We start from the raw sequence: 24,432 nt of genomic DNA, 5'->3' as shown, positions 1-24,432 counted from the left end.
GCGCCCGGCTGGACGGACATCCGGGGTACGGCGGTCGGCGGCCGCCGGGGTGGTCAGGACCACTGCAGTTCGAGCAGTGACCTGACCTCCCCGGCGGCCGCCCGCAGTTCGCCGAGGAACGCCCGGACGGCCGGGTTGCGGTTGGTGGCCCGGGTGGCCACGCCGATCCGGCGGTGCAGCTGCGGGTGGTCCAGCCGGCAGACGTGCACACCGGCGCTGTCGGCCAGGCCGAGGGCCGGGATCAGCGCGACGCCCATGCCGGCCCGGGCGAGGTTGATCGTCACCTGGTAGTGGTCGCTGCGGCAGCGCACCCGGGGGCGGAACCCCTCGGCGGCGCAGGCGCGTTCCAGCACCGGCTCGCCGGTGGAGCCGCCGTGGGTGCCGATCCAGCTCTCGCCGTCGAGCTCGGCGAGCCGGACGAGGGAGCGCCGGCCGAGCCGGTGGCGCAGCGGCACGATCACCAACTGCGGCTCGTCGAAGTAGAGTTCGACCTCGGCCACGCCCTGGCGGGCGGCCTGCCGGATCCACGGGTCGAGCGGGTGCTCGAAGACCACCGCCGCGTCCAGCCGGCCGGCCTCCAGGTCGGGGAGCAGTTCGTGCGGCTGGCCCATGATGAGTTCGAGTTCGACCTGCGGGTGCCGGGCCGAGAAGGCGGTGAGCGCCCGGGGCAGCAGGTCGAGGCCGGCCGAGGCGAAGAAACCGAGCCGCAGCACGCCCGCCGTGCCCTCGGAGTGGGCGCGCAGGTCGTCCTGGGCGACGGCCATCAGGTCGGCGATCGCCTGGGCGTGCTCGGCCAGCCGGACGCCGGCCGGGGTCAGCCGCAGCGACTGCGGCTGGCGCTCGACCAGCGCGACGCCCAACTCCTGTTCGAGGCGGGCCAGCTGGTGGGAGACGGCGGACGGGCTCAGGTGCAGCGCCTGCGCCGCGGCCACGATGGTGCCCCGGCGGGCGATCTCCAGCAGGACGAGCAGACGGGCGCTGTTCAGCATCGGGCCAGGGTAGGTCATCTCGGCCGGTCAGGGGCGGAGCGGGACAAAAGGGGTCCGGCCCGCCGGTCGCGCCGCGGGAGCGGGCGCGAGGCGGGCCGGTCAGCCTGGGGCAGCCACCCGGGTCGGGCGCCGGGCGCCGGCGGTCAAGCGGCGGCGGTCAGGCGTCGGCGTCGAGGCGGAGCAGGTCCTCCTCGGTCTCCCTGCGCACCACCACCCGGGCGTCGCCGTCGCGGACGAAGACCACGGCCGGGCGCGGCAGCTTGTTGTAGTTCGACGCCATCGCGTACCCGTACGCGCCGGTGACCGGGGTGGCGAGCACGTCGCCGATCCGCAGGCCGGCCGGGAGGGCGGCGTCGTCGATGATGACGTCCCCGCTCTCGCAGTGCTTGCCGACCAGGCGGGCGCGCAGCGGCCGGGGCTCCTCGGGGCAGCGCGGCAGGAACGCCTCGTAGCGCGCGCCGTACAGGGCGGGGCGGAGGTTGTCGCTCATCCCGCCGTCGACGCTCACATACGTCCGCACGCCCGCTATCCGCTTGACCGTGCCCACCCGGTAGAGGGTCAGCCCGGCCCGCGCGGTGATCGAGCGCCCCGGTTCGACGCCGACCTCCCCGCTCCAGCCGGCCCCGCGGACGGCCGCCCGCACCCGGTCCGCCCACACGGCGAAGGACGGCGCGCTCTGGCCGGCCAGGTACGCCACACCGAGGCCGCCGCCGACGGTCAGCCGGGCCACCCCGCTGTCCACCGCGAACCGGGCCACGGCGGCGGCGCCGTCGGCGAGTTCGGCCGGGTCCAGGACCTGCGAGCCGACGTGCGCGTGGACGCCCTCCAGGTGGACCGCCGGCGAGGCGGCGGCCCGGCGGACGGCGGCCCCGGCGGCGCCGTCCAGCAGTCCGAAGCCGAACTTGGAGTCGTGTCCGCCGGTCTGGATCGCCTCGTGGGCGCCCGCCGCGACGCCCGGCGCCACCCGCAGCTGGACCCGGGCCGGCGGCAGGCCCTCCTCGGCGACCAGGCGCTCGATCCGGTCCAGTTCGTCGAAGCTGTCGACGACGACGTGCCGCAGGCCCGCGGTGAGGGCGGTGCGCAGTTCGGCGTCGCTCTTGTTGTTGCCGTGCAGCACGATCCGCTCCGGGGAGACCCCGGCGTGCAGGGCGGTGCGCAGTTCGCCGCCGGAGGCGACGTCGAGCAGCAGGCCCTCCTCGGCGGCGAGCCGGGCCATCGCGGTGCAGAGGAAGGCCTTGGAGGCGTAGGCGACGTTGTCCGGGCCGAAGGCGGCGACGGCCTCGCGGCAGCGGCGGCGCAGGTGCTCCTCGTCGTAGACGAAGAGCGGGGTGCCGAAGCGGCGGGCGAGTTCGGTCAGTGCCACGCCGCCGACGGCGAGGCCGGCGGGGCCCGTCCCGGCGGTGAGCGGCAGCAGTCCGGCGTCCACGGGCGGCTCCGCGGGCAGGGCGCCGGGCGGGGCGGCGAGGGGCGACTGGACGGCGGGCGAGACAGGCGACACGGATTCCTCCCGGCGGGCTGGTTCGCCTGCCATCCTCGGCCGGGTGGGAGGAGTCGGAAAAGCGCATTCTTCCGACCCTGAGCGGTACCGCTTTCGATGCTCCGGACGGAGGCGGCGCGCTACCGGCGGCAACACGCCGGCCGCGCACCCCCGCGGTCGGGGGTGCGCGGCCGGCGGGACGGGTCAGCCGCGGCGGGCGCGGCGGATGGCGGAGGTGACCACCGGCGGCAGCAGGTCGCCCACCGCCCGCTTGGCGACATTGGCCGGGCGGCGGCGCTCGGCGGCGCGGGCGCGGCGTGCGGCGAGGTCGCGGACGGCCTCGTCGCGCTCGCGCTCGGCGGCGCGCAGGGCGTCCTCGGTGGCCTGCGACTGCTCGCGGCGCACCGCCTCGGCGGCCAGCCGGTCGTGGTGGCGGGAGACCCGGAACGGCTCGGCGCCGTCGGAGCTGCCGCTGATCCGGACCACCCGGTGCGAGGCGAGCGTCTCCGTGGTGATGTCGCAGTCCGGCAGGGTGCCCCGGCGGGCCAGCAGGTCGAGCTGGGCGGCCTCCGGGTCGCCCCAGGTGCCGTAGAACTTGGTATCGGTGAGCACGACGGGCCGCAGGCCGTGGTTGAAGACCGCCTCCCAGGTGGCGGCGGCGACGCCCGGGGTGTGCGCGGAGCGGTAGTCGTCCAGCACCACGACGCCCTCCGGCGCGAGCGCGGTCCTGGCCACCTGGAGGTCGCCGGCCACGTGCTCGTAGAGGTGCGAGGCGTCGATGTGGATGAACCGGAACCCGCCCGCCGGGATGCGGCCGTCGGCCAGGACCGAGGTGGGGGCCTGGATGATCTCCGGCAGCCGGTCGTGGAAGGAGAGGTAGTTGGTCTCGAAGGCGGTGCGGGTCAGCGTCCTGCGGTAGGACATGTCCATCTCGGCGGCGTTCTCGTCGTCCGGTGCGTCCGAGTCGAACAGGTCGCAGACCGTGAAGGTCTCGCCCGCCTGGAGGTGCGCCCCGATCACGATCGCGCTGCGGCCCAGGTAGGCCCCCATTTCCATGAGGTCCCCGGAGAATCCCGCTTTCTCCTGGCGCCCGAGGAACCAGTCGAAGAGATGACGGTCGTGGTCCCAGAACCACCCCGGCACATCATCCAGAACGGCCGGCTCCTGCTGGTCGGTTCCAAGTGCGGCGTCGGTCACGAAGCGGCTCCTAAGACGGTACGAACGACCATGGGGGGCTTTTCTCCGGGCCCTGGAGGGGCCCGCCCGCCCCGGCTGCCGGCGACGGTCCTCGTCGGCCCCTGCGCCCGGGCGGGGTGAAGCCTCGGGCACGTGGACAGGACGCGACCTGCCGCCAACCGTAGTCCTACGTAGCCGAGTTCGCCGCAATCTACCGGCTCCCGAGCGAACTTGGACGGAGTTCGGAGAAAGGATTTCGCGACCCGGCACTATGTGCGCGTACTTGACCGCGTTCCGCCCCGGAACGGTGGACCGCTTCGTCCATATTGCCGCCGCCTCAGCGGATTTGCCATCGTCACGGAAAACGATCTTCGCTGAACCGGCACGCCCCGGCGTGAGTCCCCCCAGGGACTGCTCCGGATGGCTGACGCGGGCCGCGAGCGCCGCCGCGGCGCGCCCCGGTGGTGCTCCCGCCGGACCTTGCGTCCCCCGGGGCGCGCCCCGTTGACTGGCCCCGGGGCCGGCTGTACGAAGGGCCGGCGGGGGCGCGAGGACCAGCGGAACCGGCAGGAGAGGGCAGCACATGGCGGGCGAGAGCGAGCGGGCCGAGGGGTACGCCGAGTACACCGATCAGTATGTCGACGGCGCCTGGCGGCCCGCGCTGGACGAGGGGTCGATCCCGGTGCTCGACCCGGCGACCGAGCGCGTGCTCGCGACCGTCCCGGCCGGCGGCGCGGCGGACGTCGGCGCCGCCGTGGCGGCGGCCCGCCGGGCGGCCCGCGCCTGGGGCGCGACCACCGTCGCCGAGCGGCTGGTCCCGCTGACCCGGCTGCGCGACGGCCTGGCCGCCCACCAGGAGGAGATCGCCGCCACCGTGACGGCCGAGCTGGGCGCGCCGATCGGCTTCGCCACCGCGGTGCAGGCCACGCTGCCGCTGACGATCACCGATTCCTACCTGGAGCTGCTGGCCGACTACCCGTTCGAGGAGCGGATCGGCAACTCGGTGGTGCACGCCGAGCCGGCCGGGGTGGTCGCGGCGATCACGCCGTGGAACTACCCGCTGCACCAGATCGCCGCCAAGGTGGTGCCCGCGCTGGCGGCCGGCTGCCCGGTGGTCCTCAAGCCGGCCGAGGACACCCCGCTGGTGGCCCGGCTGTTCGCCCGGCTGGTCGACACGGCGGGCTTCCCCGCCGGGGTGTTCAACCTGGTGACCGGCACCGGCGCGGTGGCGGGCGCGGCGCTGGCCGGCCACCCGGACGTGGACGTGGTGTCCTTCACCGGCTCGACGGCGGTCGGGCGGGCGGTCGCCGAGGCCGCCGGACGCGGCATCAAGCGGGTGTCCCTGGAGTTGGGCGGCAAGTCCGCCAACGTGGTGCTGCCGGGCGCCGACCTGGCCCGCGCGGTGAACGTCAACGTCGCCAACGTGTTCACCAACGCCGGCCAGACCTGCAGCGCGTGGACCCGGCTGCTGGTCCACCGCGACCAGTACGACGAGGCGGTGGCGCTCGCCTCGAAGGCGGCCGGCAAGTACGTCCCGGGCGACCCGAGGGACCCGGGGACCAGGATCGGACCGCTGGTCAGCGCCCGCCAGCGCGAGCGGGTGCGCGGCTACATCACCGGCGCGCTCGCCGAGGGCGCGCGCCTGGTGGCGGGCGGTGCCGACGCCCCGGACGGCCTCGGCACCGGCTACTACGTCCGCCCGACGGTGCTCGCCGACGTCACCCCCGACATGACGGTGGCCCGCGAGGAGGTGTTCGGGCCGGTGCTGGCGGTCCTGGCGTACGACGACGAGGACCACGCCGCCGAGTTGGCCAACGCCACCGAGTACGGCCTGGCCGCCGGGGTCTGGGCGGCCGACACCGAGACCGCCGCCCGCTTCGCCCGCCGGCTGGACGCCGGGCAGGTCGACCTCAACGGCGGCCGCTTCAACCCGCTGGCCCCGTTCGGGGGTTACAAGAACTCGGGCCTCGGCCGCGAGCTGGGCCGGTACGGCCTGGAGGAGTACCTCCAGACCAAGTCGCTCCAGTACTGACGCCTCACCCCGGGCGCCGACGCCGCGGGCCCGGCCGGGACCGACCCGGCCGGGCCCGCGTCCGGGGTCAGACCAGGTCGACGCCCGGGTAGAGCGGGAAGCCGGCGAGCAGGTCGGCGGCGCGCTTGGCGACGCCCTCGGCGACCGCCGGGTCCAGGGTGTACTGGGCCTTGGACGGGGCGCCGGAGGCGGTGGCGGCCGGGGCGGTGGCGCGCAGCACGGTGTCGATCAGGCCGGCGATCTCGTCCATCTCGGCGGCGCCGAGGCCGCGGGTGGTGAGCGCCGGGGTGCCGATCCGCACGCCGGAGGTGTACCAGGCGCCGTTCGGGTCCTGCGGGACGGAGTTGCGGTTGGTGACGACGCCGGAGTCGAGCAGCGCGGCCTCGGCCTGACGGCCGGTCAGGCCGTGGCCGGAGACGTCGGCGAGCACGAGGTGGTTGTCGGTGCCGCCGGTGACGAGCGCGGTGCCGCGGCGCAGCAGGCCCTCGGCGAGCGCCTGCGCGTTGTCCACGACCTGCTGGGCATAGGTGCGGAACTCGGGGCGGCGGGCCTCGGCGAGGGCGACCGCCTTGGCGGCCATGACGTGCGAGAGCGGGCCGCCGAGCACCAGCGGGCAGCCGCGGTCGACGTGCTCGGCGAGCGCGGCGGTGCTGAGGACCAGGCCGCCGCGCGGGCCGCGCAGCGACTTGTGGGTGGTGGAGGTGACGATGTCGGCGTGCGGGACCGGGTCGAAGTCGCCGGTGAGCACCTTGCCCGCGACCAGGCCGGCGAAGTGCGCCATGTCGACCATCAGGGTGGCGCCGACCTCGTCGGCGATCTCGCGCATCTTCGCGAAGTTCACCCGCCGCGGGTAGGCGGAGTAGCCGGCCACCAGGATCAGCGGGCGGAACTCGCGGGCGGTGGCGCGCAGCGCGTCGTAGTCGATCAGGCCGGTGGCCGGGTCGGTGCCGTAGCTGCGCTGGTCGAACATCTTGCCGGAGATGTTGGGGCGGAAGCCGTGGGTGAGGTGGCCGCCGGTGTCCAGGGACATGCCGAGCATGCGCTGGTTGCCGAGGTCCCGGCGCAGCTCGGCCCAGTCCTGCTCGGTGAGGTCGTTGACGTTGCGGACCTTGGCGCGCTCCAGGGCGGGGCTCTCGACGCGCTGGGAGAGGACGGCCCAGAAGGCGGTGAGGTTGGCGTCGATGCCGGAGTGCGGCTGGACGTAGGCGTGGTCGGCGCCGAACAGGGCGCGGGCGTGCTCGGCGGCGATGGTCTCGACGGTGTCGACGTTGCGACAGCCGGCGTAGAAGCGGCGGCCGGCGGTGCCCTCGGCGTACTTGTCGCTGAGCCAGTTGCCCATCGCGAGCAGGACGGCCGGGGAGGCGTAGTTCTCGCTGGCGATGAGCTTGAGCGAGGCGCGCTGGTCGTCGATCTCCTGGCCGATGGCGGCGGCGATCCGCGGCTCGACCTCGCGGACCACGTCGAGCGCGGAGCGGAAGGCGGTGTTGGCGGCGGGGGTGGCGGCCGTGTGCGGCTGCTGGGCCATGGCGGTCTCCTGGCGGGAGGTCGGGGGGCCCAGGCGCTCGGCAACTGCGTCGTGATCCGGCACGGGGCCGCTTCCCGATGGTCGATTCCATCCGTGCGCGCCAGTCGCGGCCCGCCGGAATCGTACCAATGCCGGGCGGCCTGTGGCAGAGGTCTCACCATCCGGGACGGCGGCGGACATGTCACTCCTTTCGTCCGCTTATGTCCGTTCTATTGCTACGGCAGTATTGCGGCGGAATGAAGCCGTCACAATTCCCGAAACAAAGCACGGGAACCAGTTCGCGGACGCCCTCTGAATGATTTGCGGAAACTCCCCGGCATCCGGTCTGATGACGCCCGGAAGGCCTTCCGGGAAACCCCCGGACCGGCCGTCCTGAAATGCCCGCCGACGCACCCAGACCCACGGGGCGGCAGAGAATTCGGGGAGTACGCCTCTCATGGCAGTGGTCGAACAAGTCGCAGCGCCGGACGCCCCGGCGCGCCCCCCGGCGCCCGCCCCGAAGAGCCTGCTGCGCCGGGTCTGCCGCGACCGCACCGGGGCCGTCGCGCTCGGCGTCGTCCTGCTCTTCCTGCTGATCGCCCTGGCGGCCCCGCTGATCGCCGCGCTGTACGGCAAGAACCCCACCGAGCACTACGGCCAGAACACTCCCGGCCTGCTCAGCGACGGCGGCCTGCCCCTCGCGCCGAACGGCGGCATCTCCGCGGAGTTCTGGTTCGGCCTGGAGCCCGGCCTCGGCCGGGACGTGTTCACCCAACTGCTGTACGGCATCCGCACCTCGCTGCTGATCGCCTTCGCCTCGGCCGCCGTCACCACCGCGCTCGGGGTGCTGGCCGGCGTCGCGGTGGGCTACCTCGGCGGGGTCACCGACCGGGTCTTCGGCTTCCTCTCGAACGTCCTGCTGGCCTTTCCGACGCTGCTCCTGCTGCTCGCGCTCAGCCCGGTGATCCAGTCCCGGCTGGTCGATCCGGGCACCGCGGAACCGGAGTGGATGCAGTTCCTGGTACTCGTCCTGGTCTTCTCCGCGTTCGGCTGGATTCCGCTCGCGCTTTCCCTGCGGGCCGCCGTCCGCTCGCTCCGGGAAAGGGATTTCGTGCAGTCCGCCCGGGCGCTCGGCGCGAGCCGGTTCCACATCGTCGTCCGGGAACTCCTGCCGAACGTCCGGGCGCAGCTGCTGGTGCACGCCACCATGGCGGTGCCGTCCTTCGTCGCCTCCGAGGCGGTGCTGTCCTTCCTCGGTGTGGGCATCACCGAGCCCGTCCCCGACTGGGGCCGGATGATCTCCCGCGGCTCCGAGGTGTTCCAGGCCGACCCGACGTACATGGTCTTCCCCGGCGTCGCGCTGCTGGTCTTCGTGCTCGCCTTCAACCTGCTCGGCGACGCCGTCCGGGACGCCCTGGACCCGCGCGCCGCCCGCTGAGACCTCCCCCTCCCTTCCTTCACCCACGTTCACCCGACCGCCCCGAGCCCCGGGGCAAGGAGAGATTCGCCATGCGCTGGATCAGACCGTCCCTCGCCGTCCTCGCGACCGCCCTGCTGGCGACCTCCTGCTCGGCCGGCGCCGCCTCCACCTCCTCCACCGCCGGCCCCGGCGCCGCGGCCAAGGACGCCTCGCCGCTGACCGCCGCGCTCGGCACCGAGCAGGAGAGCGCCGGCCCGGCCCCCGCCGTCGCCGGCGCCCGCCAGGGCGGCACGGTGAACGTCTACAACGCCACCGACTTCCGCCACCTCGACCCGCAGAAGGTGTACGCGGGCGCCACCTACAACACCTCGCTGCTCTGGGGCCGCCAGCTGACCCAGTACCAGGTGGTCGACGGCAAGGCCAAGCTGGTCGGCGACCTCGCCACCGACACCGGCACCTCCACCGACGGCGGCCGCACCTGGACGTACCGGCTGAAGGAGGGCGTGGCCTGGGAGGACGGCCAGCCGATCACCTCCCAGCAGGTCAAGTACGGCATCCAGCGCTCCTTCGGCAAGGGCTACGAGGTCGGCCCGCCGTACTGGCCGCAGTGGCTCACCGGCGAGGCCAGCTACGACGACGCCCGCAAGAAGTACGGCGGCCCGCAGGACGGCGACCTCGCCGCGATCGAGACCCCGGACGAGCGCACCGTCGTCTTCCACTTCCCGCAGCCGCAGGCCGACGTGCCGTACATGGCCGCGCAGTCCTCCTCCTCGCCGGTGCGCCGGGACAAGGACACCGGCACCGACTACGACCGCCAGCCGTTCGCCACCGGCCCGTACCGGATCGTCGAGCACGTCCAGAACACCCGCATGGTGCTGGAGCGCAACCCGCACTGGAAGCCGGAGACCGACCCGATCCGCAGCCAGTACCCGGAGAAGTTCGTCTTCACCTTCGGGAAGGAGGCGCTCAACATCAACCAGGAGATCCTCTCCGGGCGCGACGGCGGCGAGAACGCCACCACGGCGGCGACCGTGCTCTCCCCCGAGCTGTACCAGACCGTGGACACCGACCCCAAGGCCAAGGACCTGGTCGTCTCCGGGCGGCAGGGCGCCTTCGTCACCTATCTGATGGTCAACAACGAGCGGGTGGCCGACGTCGAGGTCCGCAAGGCGCTCAACCTCGCCTACCCGCGCCAGCAGGCCCGCCAAGTCCGCGGCGGCAGCCGGGCCGGCGAGCTCGCCACCACGCTCAGCTCCCCCGCCCTGCTGGACTGGCAGAAGTACGACCTCGACCCGGCCAGGCCCGAGGGCGACCCGGAGGCCGCCAAGGCCGCGCTGGCCAAGGCCAAGCAGGCACCGGCCACGCTCACCTACGCGTACGCCAACACCCCCGACGGGCAGCGGGTCGCCCAGGTGCTGGTGGACGGCTTCGCCAAGGCCGGCATCACCGTGGTGCCCAAGCCGGTCGACCCCAAGGCGCTGCTGGACGAGGTGCACCGCGCCGACTCCCCGTACGACCTGTGGGAGGAGACCAGCTCGGTCGACTGGCCGACGCCCTCCACGCTGATCCCGTTCTCCTTCGACGGCCGCGCCAACAGCGACATCAACTCCGCCCGCTACCGCAACCCCGAGGTCGACAAGGAGATCGACCGGATCAACCAGATCGGTGAGCCGCGCGCCAAGGCCAAGGAGCTGTACGCCCTGGAGCAGACGGTGATGAAGGACCTGCCGGTGCTGCCGTTCAGCTACCCGACGGTCAACCAGCTGCGCGGCTCCAACGTCGGCGGCGCGTTCATCCACCCGATCTACGGGACGGTCAGCCCCGCCTGGCTCTACCTGAAGTCCTGACCCGCCACGGAAGTCCCCCGGTGGTCCCGCCGCGCGCCGTCCCCACGAGCGCGCGGCGGGCCCGCCACCCCGACGCCCCCCGAACCCGGACCGGCCACCATGCTCTCCTTCGCCCTGCGGCGGATCCTCCAGGCGCTCGCCGTCCTGGCCGCGGTCTCCGCCGCCGCCTTCGCCCTCTTCTACGCCGCCCCCGCCGACCCGGCCCGCGCCGCCTGCGGCCCGCGCTGCGACACCGGCCAGGTCGCGGCGGTCCGCGCGAGCATGGGCCTGGACCAGCCGCTGCTCACCCAGTACACCGACTACCTGGCCGGGATCGTCGCCGGCCGGGACATCCAGGACGTCGACGGCTCCACGATCCACTGCGACGCGCCGTGCCTCGGCTACTCCTACCGGCTGCACCAGCCGGTCACCGAGGCGCTGGCCGACCACCTGCCGGTCACCGTCTCGCTGGCGGCGGGCGCGCTGGCCGTCCTGGTGGTGCTCGGGCTCGGCACCGGCTTCGTCAGCGCGCTGCGGCACGGCACCCGGACCGACAAGCTGCTCTCCGGCTTCACCCTGATCGGCGCCAGCGTGCAGATCTACTTCCTGGGCTACGTCGCCCAGTGGGGCCTGGTCTACACCACCGGGCTGCTGCCGCTGCCCTCCTACACCCCGCCGGCCGCCGACCCGGCCGCCTGGGCGGGCGGCCTGCTGCTCCCCTGGATCGTGCTGGGCTTCGTCAACTCGGCGGTGTTCGCCCGGCTCTCGCGCTCCCAGCTGCTGGAGACGATGAACGAGGAGTACGTCCGCACGGCCCGCGGCAAGGGCCTCGGCCGGCTGCGCACGCACCTCAAGTACACCTCGCGCGGCGCCGCCGGGCCGCTGGTGCAGCTGCTCGGCCTGGAGGCGGGCGCGCTGCTCGGCGGCGCGGTGATCACCGAGACGGTGTTCGGGCTGAACGGCGTGGGCCGGTTCGCCACCGAGGCCGTCGAGGGGCAGGACCTGCCGGCCGTGGTCGGCGCGGTGCTGCTGGCCGCCTGCTTCGTCGTGCTGTTCGTCGCGCTGGCCGACCTGGTGGTGGCCTGGCTCGACCCGCGCATCCGCCTTGGCTGACCGCCCCGTCCCGTTCTGGAGCCCGTCCCGATGACCCCCTCCCCCGTCCCCGCCGATGCCGCCACCGAACCCGCCGCCGAACCCGCAACGGAGCCGCCGGTGCTGAGCGTGCGGGACCTCAGCGTCACCTTCGCCGACCCGCGCGGCGGCGCCCCGGTCGCCGCCGTGCACCGCCTCTCCTTCGACCTGGCCCGCGGCGAGGTCCTCGGCCTGGTCGGCGAGTCCGGCTCCGGCAAGTCCGCCACCGGGCTCGCCGTGCTCGGCCTGCACGACCCGCGCACCACCACCGTCACCGGCTCGATCCGGCTGGCCGGGCAGGAGCTGGTGGGCGCCGAGGAGTCCGTGCTGCGACGGGTGCGCGGCGGCCGGGTGGCCCTGGTCTTCCAGGACGCGCTCACCTCGCTCAGCCCCTTCCACGGCGTCGGCGCGCAGCTCGCCGAGATGTACCGGCTGCACCACCCGGGCACCGGGCGCGCCGAGGCCCGGCGGCGGGCGGCGGCGATGCTGGAGCGGGTCGGCATCCCGGCCGCCAGGGCGCGCGACTACCCGCACCGGTTCTCCGGCGGCATGCGCCAGCGGGTGATGATCGCGATGGCGCTGATGAACGACCCCGACGTGCTGATCGCCGACGAGCCGACCACCGCGCTCGACGCCCGCGTCCAGCGCCAGGTGCTCGACCTGCTCGGCGAACTGCAGCGCGAGCACGGCACCGCGGTGCTGCTGGTCAGCCACGACCTCGGGGTGGTCGCCGGCACCACGGACCGCACCCTGGTGCTGCGCGGCGGCCGGGCGGTGGAGTCGGCGCCGACCGCGACGCTGCTGGCCGCGCCCCGCGAGCCGTACACCACGGCCCTGGTCGGCGCCGCGCTCACCCTGGACTCCGTCCCGGGCGCGCCGCTGCCGACCGTCGACGACCCCTCGCCCGCGCCCCGGCCGGCCGCCTCCCGGCCCGTTCCGGCCGCCGCGCGGGGCCGCTGGCTGGCCGAGGTCGAGGACCTCGCCGTGCACTTCCCCGGCCGCGGCCCGCGCCTGCCGGGGCGCGGGCGGCCCGAACCGGTCCGGGCGGTCGAGGGCGTCAGCCTGCGCATCGCACCCGGCGAGACGCTCGGCCTGGTCGGCGAGTCCGGCTCCGGCAAGTCCACCACCTCCCGGGTGCTGGCCGGCCTGCAGCCCGCCACCGCCGGCACCGTCCGCTACGACGGCGTCGACGCCACCCGGCCCGACCGGGCGCTGCGCCGGCGGCTCGCCAAGGAGGTCCAGCTGGTCTTCCAGGACCCGTACGCCTCGCTCAACCCGCGCCGCACCGTCGCCCAGACCCTGGACACCCCGCTGCGGCTGCACACCGCGCTGGACGCCGGGCAGCGGCGCGAGCGCTCCGCCGAACTGCTGGAGCAGGTCGGCCTGACCGCCGCCCACCTGGACCGCTACCCGCACGAGTTCTCCGGCGGCCAGCGCCAGCGGATCGGCATCGCCCGGGCGCTCGCCCCCGAACCGCGGCTGATCATCGCCGACGAGCCGGTCTCCGCCCTGGACGTCTCGGTCCAGGCCCAGGTGCTCAACCTGCTGATGGAGCTGCGCGAACGCCTCGGGGTGGCCTTCCTGTTCGTCTCGCACGACCTCGCGGTGGTCCGGCACTTCTGCGACCGGGTCGCCGTGATGCACCGCGGCCGGCTGGTCGAGTCCACCGACCGCGACCGGCTCTTCGCCGCCCCGCACACCGCGTACACCCGCGAACTGCTCGCCGCCGCCCGCTGAGCGGCGGCGGCCGGTGGACGGCCGCCGGTGAGCGGCGGCCTGTGGTGTCGGTCCCCCGTCCGCGCGGGCGCTGCGCCTACGATCGGTCACCGACCGTGAGCACGCGGCCACCCGTCCCCGGAGAAGGGGTTTTCCGATGACCACGCTCGTCCACAGATCCGTCACCCTGGTCTCACTCGTGGGCCGGCTCAATCCCGCGGCCCTGGACGGGCTGATCCCCCACGAGGCGGCCCACGGCGTCCTGGACGGCCTCCTCGCGACCCGCGCCGGGACCGCCGGCGGCGCGGCCGGGCTGAACCCGCAGCCGCTGCCGCCCGTCGCCGCCGCGCTGCGGCTGTCGGTCGCCCGCACCGTCAACGCCGTGGCCAACGCCGCCATCACCGCCCGGGTCTCCGGCGGCGACGCCGGGCGGATCCTCGCCGAGGCCGGCGACGACTGGTGCGGCACCCCGCACGGCAGGATCCCCTGGCCCCGCCACTGGCCGCTCCCCTGGCCGCCCGAGGGCCCCCTGCCGATCGACCCCGGCTTCGCCACCCCGGCCGTCCAGGCCCAGGCCGCACTCGCCTTGCAGGGCTATGCCAACGGCATCGCCGACGAACAACTCAAGTCCTCCTTCGGCGAGTTGGCCGAGAAGCTGGCCGACGCGGCGCTCCAGAACGCGGGCTGAGCGGCGGACCGCCGATCCGGCCGGGCGCCAGTTCACGGCTTCGGCTGCGCGGCCGGCGCCCGGCGGGATAGCGTGCTGCGTCCGATCGTTGTGACCGGTCCCGCCGTGAACGCCGGGACCGACCAGCCGGGGGAGACGGGTGTCCGAGGAACTGCTGCTCGCGAGGATCAACCACGGGTTCGACCACCTCGACGCCGACGGGGACGGCCTGCTGACCGAGCACGACCACGTCCTGATGGGCCACGCGGTGGCCCGGTCGCTGGGCCACGCCGAGGGGTCGGGCGCCGAGAAGCGGATCGTCGCCGCCTACCTCGCCATCTGGCGCGACCTGCACGTCTCCCACCTGCCGATCGGGACCACGGCGATCAGCCGGCGGCAGTTCGTCGCCTCGACCCGCTCGCTCGCCGACGACCCGGTGGCCGCGCGGACCGTGTTCGGGGCGCTCGCCGAGGCGTTCCTGGCGATCGCCGACGTGGACGGCAGCGGGACGGTCGACGCGGGCGAGTTCTTCGTCTTCCAGCGCGGCCACTTCGCCGCCCTCTCCCGCGACGACGCCGACGAGGCGTTCCACCACCTCGACCGGGACGGCGACGGCACCCTCTCCGCCGAGGAGTTCATCACCGGCCTCATCGAGTTCTGGACCAGCCGCGCCCCGGAGGCACCCGGCCACTGGTGGGCCGGTCGGCCGCCGTACGAGGCCTGACCGGCCGTCAATCCTCCGGGTCGTCCGGGAACTCGCGCAGTGCGCTCACCTCGCGGGTCAGCAGCAGTGGCAGGACCGACAGCAGCCCCACCCCGGCGACCGCCCAGAGCGCCGGGCGCAGGCCCACCACCGACCCGAGCAGACCGCCGGCGGCCGCCCCGAGCGGCAGCGTGCCCCAGATGACGAAGCGCACCGAGGCGTTCATCCGGGCCTGCATCGCCGCCGGGGTCACCGCCTGCCGCAGGCTGACCTGGGCGATGTTGTAGGCGGTGATGCCGGTGGCGATGATCCCGGCCGCCACCGCCACGGTGGGCACGGCGGTGCCGGGCCGGGCGGTGGCGAGCAGCAGCACACCGAGGCCCGGCAGGCAGCGGGCGGCCAGCAGCAGCCGGCCCAGGCCCAGTACCCGCACCAGCCGGGCGGTGAACAGCGCGCCGAGCAGGGCGCCGGCGTTGCCGACGGTCAGTGCGAGGCCGAGCCGGCCGGGCGAGAGGCCGAGGTCCCCCAGGGCGAAGGCGGGCAGCAGGGCGCTGAGCGCGCCGCCGAGCCCGGCCAGGTTGGCGACGGCACTGGCCAGCGCGAGCGCACGCAGGGCGCGGTGGCGGAAGACGAAGCGCAGGCCCTCGGCGATCCGGGTGCGCATCGGCTCGCGGGCCGCCGGTGGCTTCGGGTCCGCCCCGGTGGCCCGCGCCGGGGACCGGATCGTGCCGAGGAGCAGCGCCGAAACGAGGTAGCTGGCCGCGTCGGCGAGCAGGACCAGCGGGGCGGTCACCCACTGGAGCAGCAGGCCGGACAGGCCGGGTCCGGCGAGCTCGGCGGCCGAACGGGAGAACTCCAGCCGGCTGTTGGCGGCCGGGACCTGGCCCCGGCCGACGACCCCGGGCAGGAAGGCCTGGTCGGCGATGTCGAAGAAGACGGTGAACAGGCCGCTCACGAAGCCGACCGCGCAGAGCAGCGGCACGCTCAGCAGGTCGAGCGCGTAGCCGAGCGGGACGGCGCCGAGCGCGACCGCCCGGCCCGCGTCCGCGACGACCATCACCCGCCGCCGGTCCCACTGGTCGAGCAGCGCGCCGGCGGGCAGGCCCACCAGGAGGAACGGCAGCGTCTCGGCGGCGGAGACCAGACCGAGCTGACCGGGGGTCGCGCCGACGGCGGTGAGCGCGAGGACGGGCAGCACGAAGAGGCTCAGCTGGGTGCCGAACTGGCTGACGGTGTGGGCGGACCAGAGGGCGGCGAAGTTCCGCTGCCGCCACAGGGCGCGCGGCGCCTTCGGTGGCGCTCCCGCCGTGGTGGCCGTCGCCGTCCGCCCGTCCGTACCCGCCATGACGCCCGCTCCCCCCGCTCCCCCCGCTCCCCCCGCTCCCCCCGCCGGGCCGGGCACCTGACGGATGGTATTCGAATGATCCGCTCCGGCGCGGGCGCTCCGGGGAACCGGACGGGAACCGGGCGGGGGCGGCCGGAACACGAGCGGCGGGTAGCGTGGCCGGGCCGTGCCCGGCCGGGTGCGGCGCGCACCGCCCGCAAGGAACCATCCGCATGCCCAGCACGGCCCCCACGCCCCCCGTCGCCCACGTCAGCCGCCCGGCGCTCGTCCTCGGCCCGCACACCGTGACGTCCGAACGGATCCGGGAGGACATCCTCGCCCGCAACCCGGAGTACCCGCCCCGCCAGGCGCAGACCGTCCGCCTGGCCCTCGGCAACCTGCCCGGCACCCGCCGCTACTTCCGGCCCTACGAGGTGGTCGCCTCCCCCGGACGCACCGCCGCCGAGCGCAAGACCTCCACCTTCGCCGACCTGCTGGCCGCCGCCGAACGCGCCGCCGCCGAGGCGATGGCGGACGCGGGCGTGCGGCCCGGGCAGGTGGACTGCGTGATCGTCACCAGCGCGACCGGCGACGCCGTACCCGGTCTCGACGTCCACCTCCAGCAGAACCTCGGCCTGCGCCCCGACGTCAGCCGCCTCCCGATGAGCCAGCTGGCCTGCGCGGGCGGCGCGCACGTGCTGATCGCGGCCCGGCGGTTCCTGGCCTGGGACCCGGCGGCGGTGGTGCTGGTGGTCGCCGCGGAGTCGCTCTCCTCGATGTACCAGAACTCCCGCACCACGGTGGAGGACCAGATCTACAAGGGCCTGTGGGGCGACGCCGCGGCCGCCGCCGTGGTCACCGCCGAGCGGCGCACGCCCGGCCTGCGCCTGGAGGAGTGCTTCGAGTACACCATCCCCGGCACCACCGACCGCTACCGCAAGCTGACCGACGAGCGCGGCGACCACTTCGCGTCCACCCGGGCCTCGCTGCGCTCGGTCACCGACCTGGGCCCGGCGCTGCTGGACTGGCTGGACCGCAACGGCGGCCGGGCGCTGGACTTCGGGGTCCTGCACCCGGGCGGCCCGGCGATCCTGGACCGCCTCGGGGCGCTGCTGGACGTGGACGAAACCTTTCTGCGGCACTCCCGGGACGTCCTCTCCGAGGAGGGCAACCTGGGCGGCGCGACGGTCTTCTCCGTCCTCGCCCGCACCCACCGCACACCCCCGCCCCCGGGCGCCCGCGGCCTGGTCCTCGGCCTCGGCCCGGGCGTCACCCTGAGCACCCTGCTCGCCACCTGGTCGTCGGTAGGCTGACGGCATGCTCCTGTGGATCAACGGACCGTTCGGCGGCGGCAAGACGCAGGTCGCCCACGAGCTGCGGCGCCGGCTGCCCGGCAGCGTCGTCTGCGACCCCGAGGAGGTCGGCTTCGGCCTCCACCGGATGACGCCCAAGCAGCTGCGCGGGGATTTCCAGGACCTGCCGGCCTGGCGGCAGGGGGTGTTCGAGGTGCTGGACCGCACGCTCGCCCGGCACCCGGGCACGGTGATCGTCCCGATGACGGTCACCGAGCCGTCCTACTTCGCCGAGACCGTCGGCCGGCTGCGCGAACGCGGCCACGACGTGCGGCACTTCGCGTTGCTCGCGGAGCGCGCGGAGGTGCTGCGGCGGCTGCGCGAGCGCGGCTTCGGGCACGCCGCGGAGCTCATCGGGGGGAAGGGCGCCGCACTGCGCCGGGAGTCCTTCGCGGTCTCCCGCCTCGACCACTGCCTGGAGCGGCTGAGCGGCGAAGGGTTCGGCGAGCACGTCCGCACCGACCACCTGGGCGTCGCCGAGGTCGCCGACCGCCTCGCCGCCTCCGCCGGGCTGACCCTCGCCCCCGACACCGACGGCCCGCTGCGCGCCCGGCTGCGGCGCGCCGTCGTCGGCGTGCGCCACATCCGCTTCGTCTGAGCCGCCCGCCCGTGCCGCCCCGTCAGGCCTCCGGGACGGTGCGGGCGACCAGGGTGTCGACCAGGGCCGGGAGGGCGTCGGGGCCGAGCACCCCGGGGAGGGTGAGGTGCTCGATGAGCAGGCCGGTCATCGCGAGGTAGAGGACGACGACGGTCTCGCGGTCACCGGGGAAGCCCTCGTCCAGGTGGTAGGCGATGTTGGCCTCCAGTTGCTCCCGGATGGTGGCGGTGAGCTGGGCTCGCATCTCCGGGCGGCGGGTGGCCTCCAGGCGCAGCTCCAGCATCGCGAGGTAGCCGGAGCGGTCGGCGTCGATGCGGCGCAGCAGGTCGTGCATCAGGGCGGTGACCAGGACGCGGTCGCGGGGGGCGCGCATCAGGTCGGCGATGACCACCGGGTCGGGGGTGAGCCGGTGGTGGATGTGGCGGGCGGTCTGGTCGAGCAGGTCGTCCCGGTTGGCGAAGTAGTTGGACGCGGTGCCGGCCGGGACGCCCGCCCGCACGTCCACGGCGCGGAAGGTGAGTCCGCGCGCCCCCTGGTCCGCGAGGACGTCGATGGCGGCATCGGTGAGCGCCGTGCGCCGGGCGGGGTTCTGGGCCATCGCTGGATCTCCTCGGGAATGCTCTTGCAACCACTACAGACCAAGTACTATAACTGTCGTAGTTCATCGGACGGAACAAAGGACACGGATGCGAAAGCTCACCTACTACGTCGGCGCCACCATCGACGGCTTCATCGCCGCGCCGGACGACGACTACGCGGCCCTCATGGCGTACGTCGGCGGGGAGTTCCTCTCCCACATGTGCGAGGAGTACCCGGAGACGGTGCCGACCCCCGGACGCGCCGCGATGGGAATCGCCGACGCGCCCAACAAGCGCTTCGACACCGTGCTCATGGGCCGCGGCACGTACGACCAGGGCCTGCCGGCGGGCCTCACCAGCCCGTACGCCCACCTGCGGCAGATCGTCTTCTCCCGCGGCCTGACCGAGAGCCCCGACCCCGCGGTGGAGGTCACCGCGGCCGACCCGCTGAGCCGGGTGCGGGAGCTCAAGCGGGAGGACGGCCTCGGCATCTGGCTCTGCGGCGGCGGCGACCTGGCCGGTCAACTGCTGCCGGAGATCGACGAACTGGTCGTCAAGCAGTACCCGCTGGTGTTCGGCTCCGGGGTCCCGCTGTTCCGCGCGGACTACGCCCCGCACGCCTTCGAGCCCACCGGCGCGCGCACCTTCCCCAACGGGGTCACCGTGCGGACCTTCGGGCGGACGAGCGCCCCGACGACCGGCTGACGCTCACCACCAGGCAGACGCCCGCGACCACGATCGCCCCGCCCAGCAGGGTGGGGCCGGTCAGCGGCTCGGCCAGCACCAGCCAGCCCAGCAGCACGGCCACCACCGGGTTCACATAGGCGTAGGTGGCGACCAGGGTCAGCGGCGCGGCACGCAGCAGCCAGGCGTACGCGGTGAAGGCGACCAGCGAGCCGAACACCACCAGGAAGCCCAGCGCCAGCCAGGAACGGGTGGAGATGTCGCCGGGGTGCAGTCCGTGCTGCTCCCCGCGGGCCAGGCCGATCAGCGTGTTGCCGAGCCCGCCGGCCAGCATCTGGTAGGCGCTGGAGGCGAAGACGTTGGCGGGCATCCGGATGCGCTTGGCCGCGAAGGAGCCGAGCGCCCAGGTGAGGGTGCCGCAGAGGATCGCGACCACCCCGACGAACGCGACGGACCCGCCGATCGCGGGGGCGGAGAGCACGCCCAGACCGGCCAGGCCGAGCAGGACGCCGGCCAGTTCGGCCGGCTTCGGCCGGTCGCCGCCCGCCGCCGTCAGCAGCACCATCCACAGCGGCACCGCGGCGACCAGCAGCGCGGCCAGGCCCGAGGGTATCCAGGTCTCGCCGAGCACCACGAGCCCGTTGCCGCCGGTCAGCAGCAGGCCGCCGACCAGGGCGGCGGAGCCCAGCTGCCGCAGGTCCACCCGCAGGGCGGCGCGGCCGTGGCGGACGGCGACGAAGCCGGCCAGCAGCAGTCCGGCGGTCAGGAAGCGGGCGGCGGCGGAGAGGAAGGACGGCATGGTCTCGACCGTGATCCGGATCGCCAGGTAGGTCGAGCCCCAGACCACGTAGACGATCGCGAGCGCCACCCACACGCCCGCCCCGAGCCGTCCGGCGGCCGCGGCGCCCTTCCGCAGGGGGTCCTCGGGCGGGGCGCCCTCGGCCAGGGCGTCCGGGCGCGGGGCGTCCGAGGGCGCGGCCGGGGTACGCTCGGCGGGAGCTGTCATGGGTGTCCCCCTTGGACGGTGCTGGCAGTTGCACCCGCCATGACACCGCATCGGCCGCCCCGCGCGCCAGTGGGTATCACCAGGCGGGCAGCACCGACCGCCGAACCGCCCGCCATCCAGGAGGACCCTCCGTGCCCGCCGAGCTGCCCTTCTTCGTCTACGGCACCCTGCTCACCGGGGAGCGCAACCACGCCGTCCTCCTCGCCGGCCGGTGCGCCGGGGTGCGGGCGGCGGTGCTGGAGGGCGCGGCGCTGCACGCGGGGCCCGGCTTCCCGTACGCGGTGCCGGACCCCGCCCCGGGCCGGCGGATCAGCGGCGAGCTGGTCACCGTCCGCCCGCAGGCCTACCCGTCGGCGCTCGCGGCGCTGGACCGGCTGGAGGACTGCCGGCCGGACGGGCGCGGCGAGTACGTGCGCGAGCGGCTCGCCGTCCGGACGGCGGACGGCGCGACGGCGGACGCCTGGGTGTACCTGGCCGGGCCGGACGCCGCCGCCCGGCTGCGGGCGCACCCGGCGCTCATCGCCTCCGGCGACTGGCGGCGGCGCGACCGGGGACACGGCTGAGGGCGCGGGCCCACCCGGACCCGCACCCCCGGCGACGGCGACGGCGACGAACCGCCGGTCACTCCTTGCCGACGCCCTTGGCGACCCGGTCACCCAGCGACTTGTCGACATTGCGCCAGTACTGCACCGCCCGCTCCAGCACCGGATCGCTCACCCCGCCCTGGAGGTGCCCCACGATGTTGGAGACCAGCCGCTCGCGCGCCGCGTCGTCCAGCACCTGGCGGACCATGGTGCCCGCCTGCCCCCAGTCGTCGTCCTCGGCGTGCAGCGAGTACGCCTCGCGCACCATGTCGCCCGAGCTGTGCCAGCCGGCCGACGGGTCGTCGTACCGCGCGAGGTTCGCCGCCGGCCCGCCCTTGGAGTTCGGCGCGTAGGGCACCGCCGTCCGGGCCGGGTCGAAGCGCATCGGCCCGTCCTTGGCGTACGAGTGCACCGGCACGTGCGGCCGGTTCGGCGGCAGCTGGGCGTAGTTGGGCCCGATCCGGTACCGGTGGGTGTCCGGGTAGGAGAAGATCCGGCCGAGCAGCATCTTGTCCGGCGAGACGCTGATGCCCGGCACCAGGTTGGCCGGCTCGAAGGCCGCCTGCTCGATGTGGACGAAGTAGTCCTCCGGGTTGCGGTTCAGCGTCATCCGCCCGACCCGGATCAGCGGGTAGTCGCCGTGCGGCCAGACCTTGGTCAGGTCGAACGGGTTGAACCGGTAGCCGGGGGCGTCGTCGAACGGCATGACCTGCACGTACAGCGTCCAGGACGGCGGGTTGCCGCCCTCGATGGCCTGCCAGAGGTCCTCGCGGTGCAGGTCCGGGTCGGAGCCGGCCAGCCGGTCGGCGTCCTCCTGGGTGAGGAAGTCGATGCCCTGGTCGGTCTTGAAGTGGTACTTCACCCAGTACCGCTCGCCGCCCGCGTTGACCCACAGGTAGGTGTGCGAGCCGTAGCCGTTCATGTGCCGGTACGACTTCGGGATGCCGCGGTCGCCCATCAGCCAGGTGACCATGTGGGCGGACTCCGGCGAGAGCGTCCAGAAGTCCCACTGCATGTCGTGGTCGCGCAGGCCGTTGTCCGGGCGGCGCTTCTGCGAGCGGATGAAGTCCTGGAACTTGATCGTGTCGCGGACGAAGAAGATCGGCGTGTTGTTGCCGACCAGGTCGTAGTTGCCGTCCTCGGTGTAGAACTTCAGCGCGAAGCCGCGCGGGTCGCGCCAGGTGTCCGGGCTGCCCTGCTCGCCGGCCACGGTCGAGAAGCGGGCCAGCATCTCGGTGCGCCTACCCGGCTGGAACAGGGTCGCCTTGGTGTACCGGCTGACGTCCTCCGTCGTCTCGAAGACGCCGTACGCCCCGGCCCCCTTGGCGTGCACCACCCGCTCCGGCACCCGCTCCCGGTTGAACTGGGCCATCTTCTCGATCAGGTAGTGGTCGTGGAGCAGGATCGGGCCGTCCCTGCCCACCGTGAGCGAGTTGTCGTCGCTCGGCACCGGGACACCGGCGTTGTTGGTGGTGTACGGGACCGCTGACTCGGACATGGTGTCCTCCGTTGCGTGCTGAGGTCCCCCCGGAGGTGTTCCCGGCACGACGCTAACCCGGTGCGACCGGGCGCGCACCCTGGCTCACGGCCCGCCGGATACCGCCAGGTAGGCTGCCCACACCCTCATCCCGACCGCCCCCGAGGAGCCCGCCGGTGCCCCAGCAGCCACCCCCGATCACCGTCGTCGGGATCGGGGCCGACGGCTGGCCCGGCCTGGGCTCCGCCGCCCGCGCCGCGCTGCGGTCCGCCGCGGCCGTGATCGGCGGCCCCCGCCAGCTCGGCCTGCTGCCCGCCGCCGAGGTCGCCGCCGAACGGGTGCCGTGGCCGTCCCCGCTGCGCCCGGCCGTGGCCGGACTGCTCGACCGCCACGCCGGCCGCCCGCTCGCCGTGCTGGCCAGTGGCGACCCGATGTTCTACGGCATCGGCCGCACCCTCGCCGAGACCGCGGGCCCCGAGCGCCTGCGCGTCCTGCCGCACCCCTCCTCCGTCGCGTACGCCTGCGCCCGGCTCGGCTGGCCGCTGGAGGCCGCCGAGGTGGTCAGCCTGGTCGGCCGCCCGCCGGACACCCTGCGGCTCGCCCTCAACCCCGGGCGCCGGCTGCTGGTGCTCAGCGCCGGGGCCGACACCCCCGCCGCCGTCGCCGCGCTGCTCACCGGGGCCGGCCACGGCGCCGCCCGGCTGAGCGTCCTCGAACAGCTCGGCGGCCCCGGCGAGCGGCGGCTGGACGGCCCCGCCGACGGCTGGCCGCACCCGCCCGGCGACCCGCTCAACGTCATCGCCGTCGAGCTGCCCGCCGACGGCCCGCGCGTCCCCGTCGTCCCCGGCCTGCCCGACGGCGCCTACGAGAGCGACGGCCAGCTGACCAAGCGCCACGTGCGCGCCGCCACCCTGGCCACCCTGGCGCCCGTCCCCGGCGAACTGCTCTGGGACGTCGGCGGCGGCTCCGGCTCGATCGCGATCGAGTGGCTGCGCGCCCACCGCGACAACCGGGCCGTCACCGTCGAACGCGACCCGGTGCGGGCCGGACGGATCGCCCGCAACGCCGCCGCGCTCGGCGTGCCCCGGCTGCGGGTGGTCACCGGCGCCGCGCCGGACGCGCTCGACGGCCTGCCCGCCCCGGACGCGGTGTTCATCGGCGGCGGCCTCACCGCCCCCGGCCTGCTGGACGCCTGCTGGGCCGCGCTGGCGCCCGGCGGCCGGCTGGTCGCCAACACCGTGACCCTGGAGTCGGAGGCGCTGCTGACCGAGTGGTACCGGCGGCACGGCGGCGAGCTGCTGCGGCTCGCCGTGGCGCACGCCGTCCCGGTCGGCGGCTTCACCGGCTGGCGCCAGGCGATGCCGGTCACCCAGTGGTCCGCCGTCAAACCCGCCACCGCGCCCCTCACCCCTCAGGAGAACGCCTCGTGACCGTCCACTTCATCGGGGCCGGCCCCGGCGCCGCCGACCTCATCACCCTGCGCGGCCAGCGGATCCTCGCCCGCGCCGAGGTCTGCCTGTACGCCGGCAGCCTGGTGCCGCGCGAGCTGCTCGCCGAGTGCCCGCCCGGCGCCCGGCTGGTCGACACCGCCAACCTCACCCTCGACGAGATCACCGAGGAGTTCGTCCGCGCGCACGCCGCCGGACAGGACGTCGCCCGGCTGCACTCCGGCGACCCGTCGGTGTTCAGCGCCGTCGCCGAGCAGATGCGCCGCCTCGACGCGGCCGGGGTGCCGTACGAGGTGGTGCCCGGGGTGCCGGCCTTCGCCGCCGCCGCGGCCGCGCTCAAGCGCGAACTGACCGTGCCGACCGTCGGCCAGACCGTCATCCTCACCCGGATCGCCAAGCGCGCCACCCCGATGCCCGAGGGCGAGGACCTCGCCACCCTCGGCCGCAGCGGCGCCCTGCTGGTGCTGCACCTGGCCGCCGGGTACGTGGACGACGTGGTCGAGCAGCTGCTGCCGCACTACGGGGCCGACTGCCCGGCCGCCGTGGTCGCGATGGCCAGCCGACCGGACGAGCTGGTGCTGCGCGGCACCGTCGGGGACATCGCCGGGCAGGTCAAGGCGGCCGGCGTGGTCCGCACCGCGGTGATCATCGTCGGCCGGACGCTGGGCGCCGAGCAGTTCCGCGACAGCCACCTCTACTCCGCGGACCGCGAGCGGCCGCACGAGCCCTGCGGCGCGTGA

General features: G+C 74.7%; 21 protein-coding genes and 1 riboswitch. Of the genes, 13 read left to right on the top strand and 8 right to left on the bottom strand.

The genetic code is table 11. The annotated features are described in order from the left end of the window. Positions 1–53 precede the first annotated feature (53 nt). The 3 genes from ACFZBX_RS07620 to ACFZBX_RS07610 all read right to left on the bottom strand — a co-directional run bounded on the left by ACFZBX_RS07620 (position 54) and on the right by ACFZBX_RS07610 (position 3,663). Complete coding sequence (locus tag ACFZBX_RS07620; RefSeq protein WP_391532024.1) at positions 54–989, bottom strand: LysR family transcriptional regulator; 936 nt, start codon at positions 987–989, stop codon at positions 54–56. Positions 990–1,146: 157 nt separating this feature from the next. Next, positions 1,147–2,487, bottom strand: coding sequence for a diaminopimelate decarboxylase (lysA, locus tag ACFZBX_RS07615; protein WP_391532023.1), 1,341 nt, complete (start codon positions 2,485–2,487; stop codon positions 1,147–1,149). A gap of 183 nt (positions 2,488–2,670) precedes the next feature. Further along, entirely contained in the window at positions 2,671–3,663 is a 993-nt protein-coding gene (locus ACFZBX_RS07610; RefSeq protein WP_391532022.1) for a class I SAM-dependent methyltransferase, read from the bottom strand. Positions 3,664–4,225: 562 nt separating this feature from the next. Between ACFZBX_RS07610 and ACFZBX_RS07605 the strand changes: the two genes are divergently transcribed. After that, positions 4,226–5,674 (top strand): aldehyde dehydrogenase family protein, encoded by a 1,449-nt coding sequence (locus ACFZBX_RS07605; protein ID WP_391532021.1) that lies wholly within the window; start codon positions 4,226–4,228, stop codon positions 5,672–5,674. A gap of 67 nt (positions 5,675–5,741) precedes the next feature. On the opposite strand, the gene ACFZBX_RS07600 is transcribed toward ACFZBX_RS07605, so the two are convergent. After that, positions 5,742–7,199, bottom strand: coding sequence for a glycine hydroxymethyltransferase (locus ACFZBX_RS07600; RefSeq protein WP_391532020.1), 1,458 nt, complete (start codon positions 7,197–7,199; stop codon positions 5,742–5,744). Positions 7,200–7,219: 20 nt separating this feature from the next. Further along, positions 7,220–7,317, bottom strand: a riboswitch (ZMP/ZTP riboswitch). Between the two features lie 318 nt (positions 7,318–7,635). Here ACFZBX_RS07600 and ACFZBX_RS07595 point away from each other — a divergent pair. From ACFZBX_RS07595 to ACFZBX_RS07570, 6 genes are all read left to right on the top strand, one after another. After that, entirely contained in the window at positions 7,636–8,616 is a 981-nt protein-coding gene (locus ACFZBX_RS07595) for an ABC transporter permease (RefSeq protein WP_391532019.1), read from the top strand. A gap of 71 nt (positions 8,617–8,687) precedes the next feature. Beyond that, the gene (locus tag ACFZBX_RS07590; RefSeq protein WP_391532018.1) at positions 8,688–10,445 is read left to right on the top strand and encodes an ABC transporter substrate-binding protein; all 1,758 of its coding nucleotides are present in this window, start codon (positions 8,688–8,690) and stop codon (positions 10,443–10,445) included. 99 nt (positions 10,446–10,544) lie between these two features. Further along, positions 10,545–11,537, top strand: a complete 993-nt coding sequence (locus ACFZBX_RS07585) for an ABC transporter permease (protein ID WP_391532017.1) — start codon at positions 10,545–10,547, stop codon at positions 11,535–11,537. 30 nt (positions 11,538–11,567) lie between these two features. After that, a complete protein-coding gene (locus tag ACFZBX_RS07580) occupies positions 11,568–13,292 on the top strand; it encodes a dipeptide ABC transporter ATP-binding protein (protein WP_391532016.1) in 1,725 nt (574 codons plus the stop codon). 136 nt (positions 13,293–13,428) lie between these two features. Then, positions 13,429–13,959: a hypothetical protein gene (locus ACFZBX_RS07575; RefSeq protein ID WP_391532015.1), complete on the top strand. Its 531-nt coding sequence runs from the start codon at positions 13,429–13,431 to the stop codon at positions 13,957–13,959. Positions 13,960–14,098: 139 nt separating this feature from the next. Next, on the top strand, positions 14,099–14,662 hold the full coding sequence (locus tag ACFZBX_RS07570; RefSeq protein WP_391532014.1) for an EF-hand domain-containing protein: 564 nt from the start codon (positions 14,099–14,101) through the stop codon (positions 14,660–14,662). A gap of 7 nt (positions 14,663–14,669) precedes the next feature. On the opposite strand, the gene ACFZBX_RS07565 is transcribed toward ACFZBX_RS07570, so the two are convergent. Next, positions 14,670–15,986 carry an MFS transporter gene (locus tag ACFZBX_RS07565; protein ID WP_391532013.1) on the bottom strand — a complete coding sequence of 439 codons (1,317 nt, stop codon included), beginning with the start codon at positions 15,984–15,986 and terminating at the stop codon, positions 14,670–14,672. A 212-nt stretch (positions 15,987–16,198) separates the two neighbouring features. On the opposite strand from ACFZBX_RS07565, the gene ACFZBX_RS07560 reads away from it, so the two are divergent. Together ACFZBX_RS07560 and ACFZBX_RS07555 are read left to right on the top strand one after the other, a co-directional pair. After that, the gene (locus ACFZBX_RS07560) at positions 16,199–17,278 is read left to right on the top strand and encodes a PhlD (protein ID WP_391532012.1); all 1,080 of its coding nucleotides are present in this window, start codon (positions 16,199–16,201) and stop codon (positions 17,276–17,278) included. Positions 17,279–17,282: 4 nt separating this feature from the next. After that, on the top strand, positions 17,283–17,915 hold the full coding sequence (locus ACFZBX_RS07555) for an AAA family ATPase (RefSeq protein WP_391532011.1): 633 nt from the start codon (positions 17,283–17,285) through the stop codon (positions 17,913–17,915). Positions 17,916–17,937: 22 nt separating this feature from the next. Here the strand turns inward: ACFZBX_RS07555 and ACFZBX_RS07550 are convergent, their stop codons facing one another. Continuing rightward, the gene (locus tag ACFZBX_RS07550; protein ID WP_391532010.1) at positions 17,938–18,513 is read right to left on the bottom strand and encodes a TetR/AcrR family transcriptional regulator; all 576 of its coding nucleotides are present in this window, start codon (positions 18,511–18,513) and stop codon (positions 17,938–17,940) included. Between the two features lie 88 nt (positions 18,514–18,601). Between ACFZBX_RS07550 and ACFZBX_RS07545 the strand changes: the two genes are divergently transcribed. Further along, on the top strand, positions 18,602–19,198 hold the full coding sequence (locus ACFZBX_RS07545; RefSeq protein ID WP_391532009.1) for a dihydrofolate reductase family protein: 597 nt from the start codon (positions 18,602–18,604) through the stop codon (positions 19,196–19,198). Here ACFZBX_RS07545 and ACFZBX_RS07540 read toward each other — a convergent pair. Beyond that, complete coding sequence (locus tag ACFZBX_RS07540; RefSeq protein WP_391532008.1) at positions 19,152–20,183, bottom strand: EamA family transporter; 1,032 nt, start codon at positions 20,181–20,183, stop codon at positions 19,152–19,154. The two genes, ACFZBX_RS07545 and ACFZBX_RS07540, sit on opposite strands and share 47 nt — an antisense overlap. 131 nt (positions 20,184–20,314) lie before the next feature. On the opposite strand from ACFZBX_RS07540, the gene ACFZBX_RS07535 reads away from it, so the two are divergent. Then, positions 20,315–20,746, top strand: coding sequence for a gamma-glutamylcyclotransferase family protein (locus ACFZBX_RS07535; RefSeq protein ID WP_391532007.1), 432 nt, complete (start codon positions 20,315–20,317; stop codon positions 20,744–20,746). A 58-nt stretch (positions 20,747–20,804) separates the two neighbouring features. Here the strand turns inward: ACFZBX_RS07535 and ACFZBX_RS07530 are convergent, their stop codons facing one another. Next, a complete protein-coding gene (locus tag ACFZBX_RS07530) occupies positions 20,805–22,265 on the bottom strand; it encodes a catalase (protein WP_391532006.1) in 1,461 nt (486 codons plus the stop codon). 155 nt (positions 22,266–22,420) lie between these two features. On the opposite strand from ACFZBX_RS07530, the gene cbiE reads away from it, so the two are divergent. Both cbiE and cobM read left to right on the top strand, forming a co-directional pair. Further along, complete coding sequence (gene cbiE, locus ACFZBX_RS07525; protein WP_391532005.1) at positions 22,421–23,674, top strand: precorrin-6y C5,15-methyltransferase (decarboxylating) subunit CbiE; 1,254 nt, start codon at positions 22,421–22,423, stop codon at positions 23,672–23,674. Then, positions 23,671–24,432, top strand: coding sequence for a precorrin-4 C(11)-methyltransferase (cobM, locus tag ACFZBX_RS07520; RefSeq protein ID WP_380755364.1), 762 nt, complete (start codon positions 23,671–23,673; stop codon positions 24,430–24,432). The genes cbiE and cobM overlap by 4 nt, the downstream gene beginning before the upstream one ends.

This window comes from Kitasatospora sp. NPDC008115 (genome assembly GCF_042957205.1).
Classification (GTDB): Bacteria; Actinomycetota; Actinomycetes; order Streptomycetales; family Streptomycetaceae; genus Kitasatospora.
Note: the sequence above shows the minus strand (reverse complement) of the source record. Positions and strands in the feature narration are given on the sequence as shown.

What these genes read in the sequence shown, in the direction of transcription:
- ACFZBX_RS07595 (WP_391532019.1), top strand. Translation starts at nt 7,636, where the DNA reads ATGGCAGTGGTCGAACAAGTCGCAGCGCCGGACGCCCCGGCGCGCCCC.
- ACFZBX_RS07530 (WP_391532006.1), bottom strand. Translation starts at nt 22,265, where the DNA reads ATGTCCGAGTCAGCGGTCCCGTACACCACCAACAACGCCGGTGTCCCG.
- ACFZBX_RS07620 (WP_391532024.1), bottom strand. Translation starts at nt 989, where the DNA reads ATGCTGAACAGCGCCCGTCTGCTCGTCCTGCTGGAGATCGCCCGCCGG.
- ACFZBX_RS07555 (WP_391532011.1), top strand. Translation starts at nt 17,283, where the DNA reads ATGCTCCTGTGGATCAACGGACCGTTCGGCGGCGGCAAGACGCAGGTC.
- ACFZBX_RS07585 (WP_391532017.1), top strand. Translation starts at nt 10,545, where the DNA reads ATGCTCTCCTTCGCCCTGCGGCGGATCCTCCAGGCGCTCGCCGTCCTG.
- ACFZBX_RS07565 (WP_391532013.1), bottom strand. Translation starts at nt 15,986, where the DNA reads ATGGCGGGTACGGACGGGCGGACGGCGACGGCCACCACGGCGGGAGCG.
- ACFZBX_RS07605 (WP_391532021.1), top strand. Translation starts at nt 4,226, where the DNA reads ATGGCGGGCGAGAGCGAGCGGGCCGAGGGGTACGCCGAGTACACCGAT.
- ACFZBX_RS07580 (WP_391532016.1), top strand. Translation starts at nt 11,568, where the DNA reads ATGACCCCCTCCCCCGTCCCCGCCGATGCCGCCACCGAACCCGCCGCC.
- ACFZBX_RS07600 (WP_391532020.1), bottom strand. Translation starts at nt 7,199, where the DNA reads ATGGCCCAGCAGCCGCACACGGCCGCCACCCCCGCCGCCAACACCGCC.
- ACFZBX_RS07545 (WP_391532009.1), top strand. Translation starts at nt 18,602, where the DNA reads ATGCGAAAGCTCACCTACTACGTCGGCGCCACCATCGACGGCTTCATC.
- ACFZBX_RS07560 (WP_391532012.1), top strand. Translation starts at nt 16,199, where the DNA reads ATGCCCAGCACGGCCCCCACGCCCCCCGTCGCCCACGTCAGCCGCCCG.
- ACFZBX_RS07540 (WP_391532008.1), bottom strand. Translation starts at nt 20,183, where the DNA reads ATGACAGCTCCCGCCGAGCGTACCCCGGCCGCGCCCTCGGACGCCCCG.
- ACFZBX_RS07590 (WP_391532018.1), top strand. Translation starts at nt 8,688, where the DNA reads ATGCGCTGGATCAGACCGTCCCTCGCCGTCCTCGCGACCGCCCTGCTG.
- ACFZBX_RS07550 (WP_391532010.1), bottom strand. Translation starts at nt 18,513, where the DNA reads ATGGCCCAGAACCCCGCCCGGCGCACGGCGCTCACCGATGCCGCCATC.
- ACFZBX_RS07575 (WP_391532015.1), top strand. Translation starts at nt 13,429, where the DNA reads ATGACCACGCTCGTCCACAGATCCGTCACCCTGGTCTCACTCGTGGGC.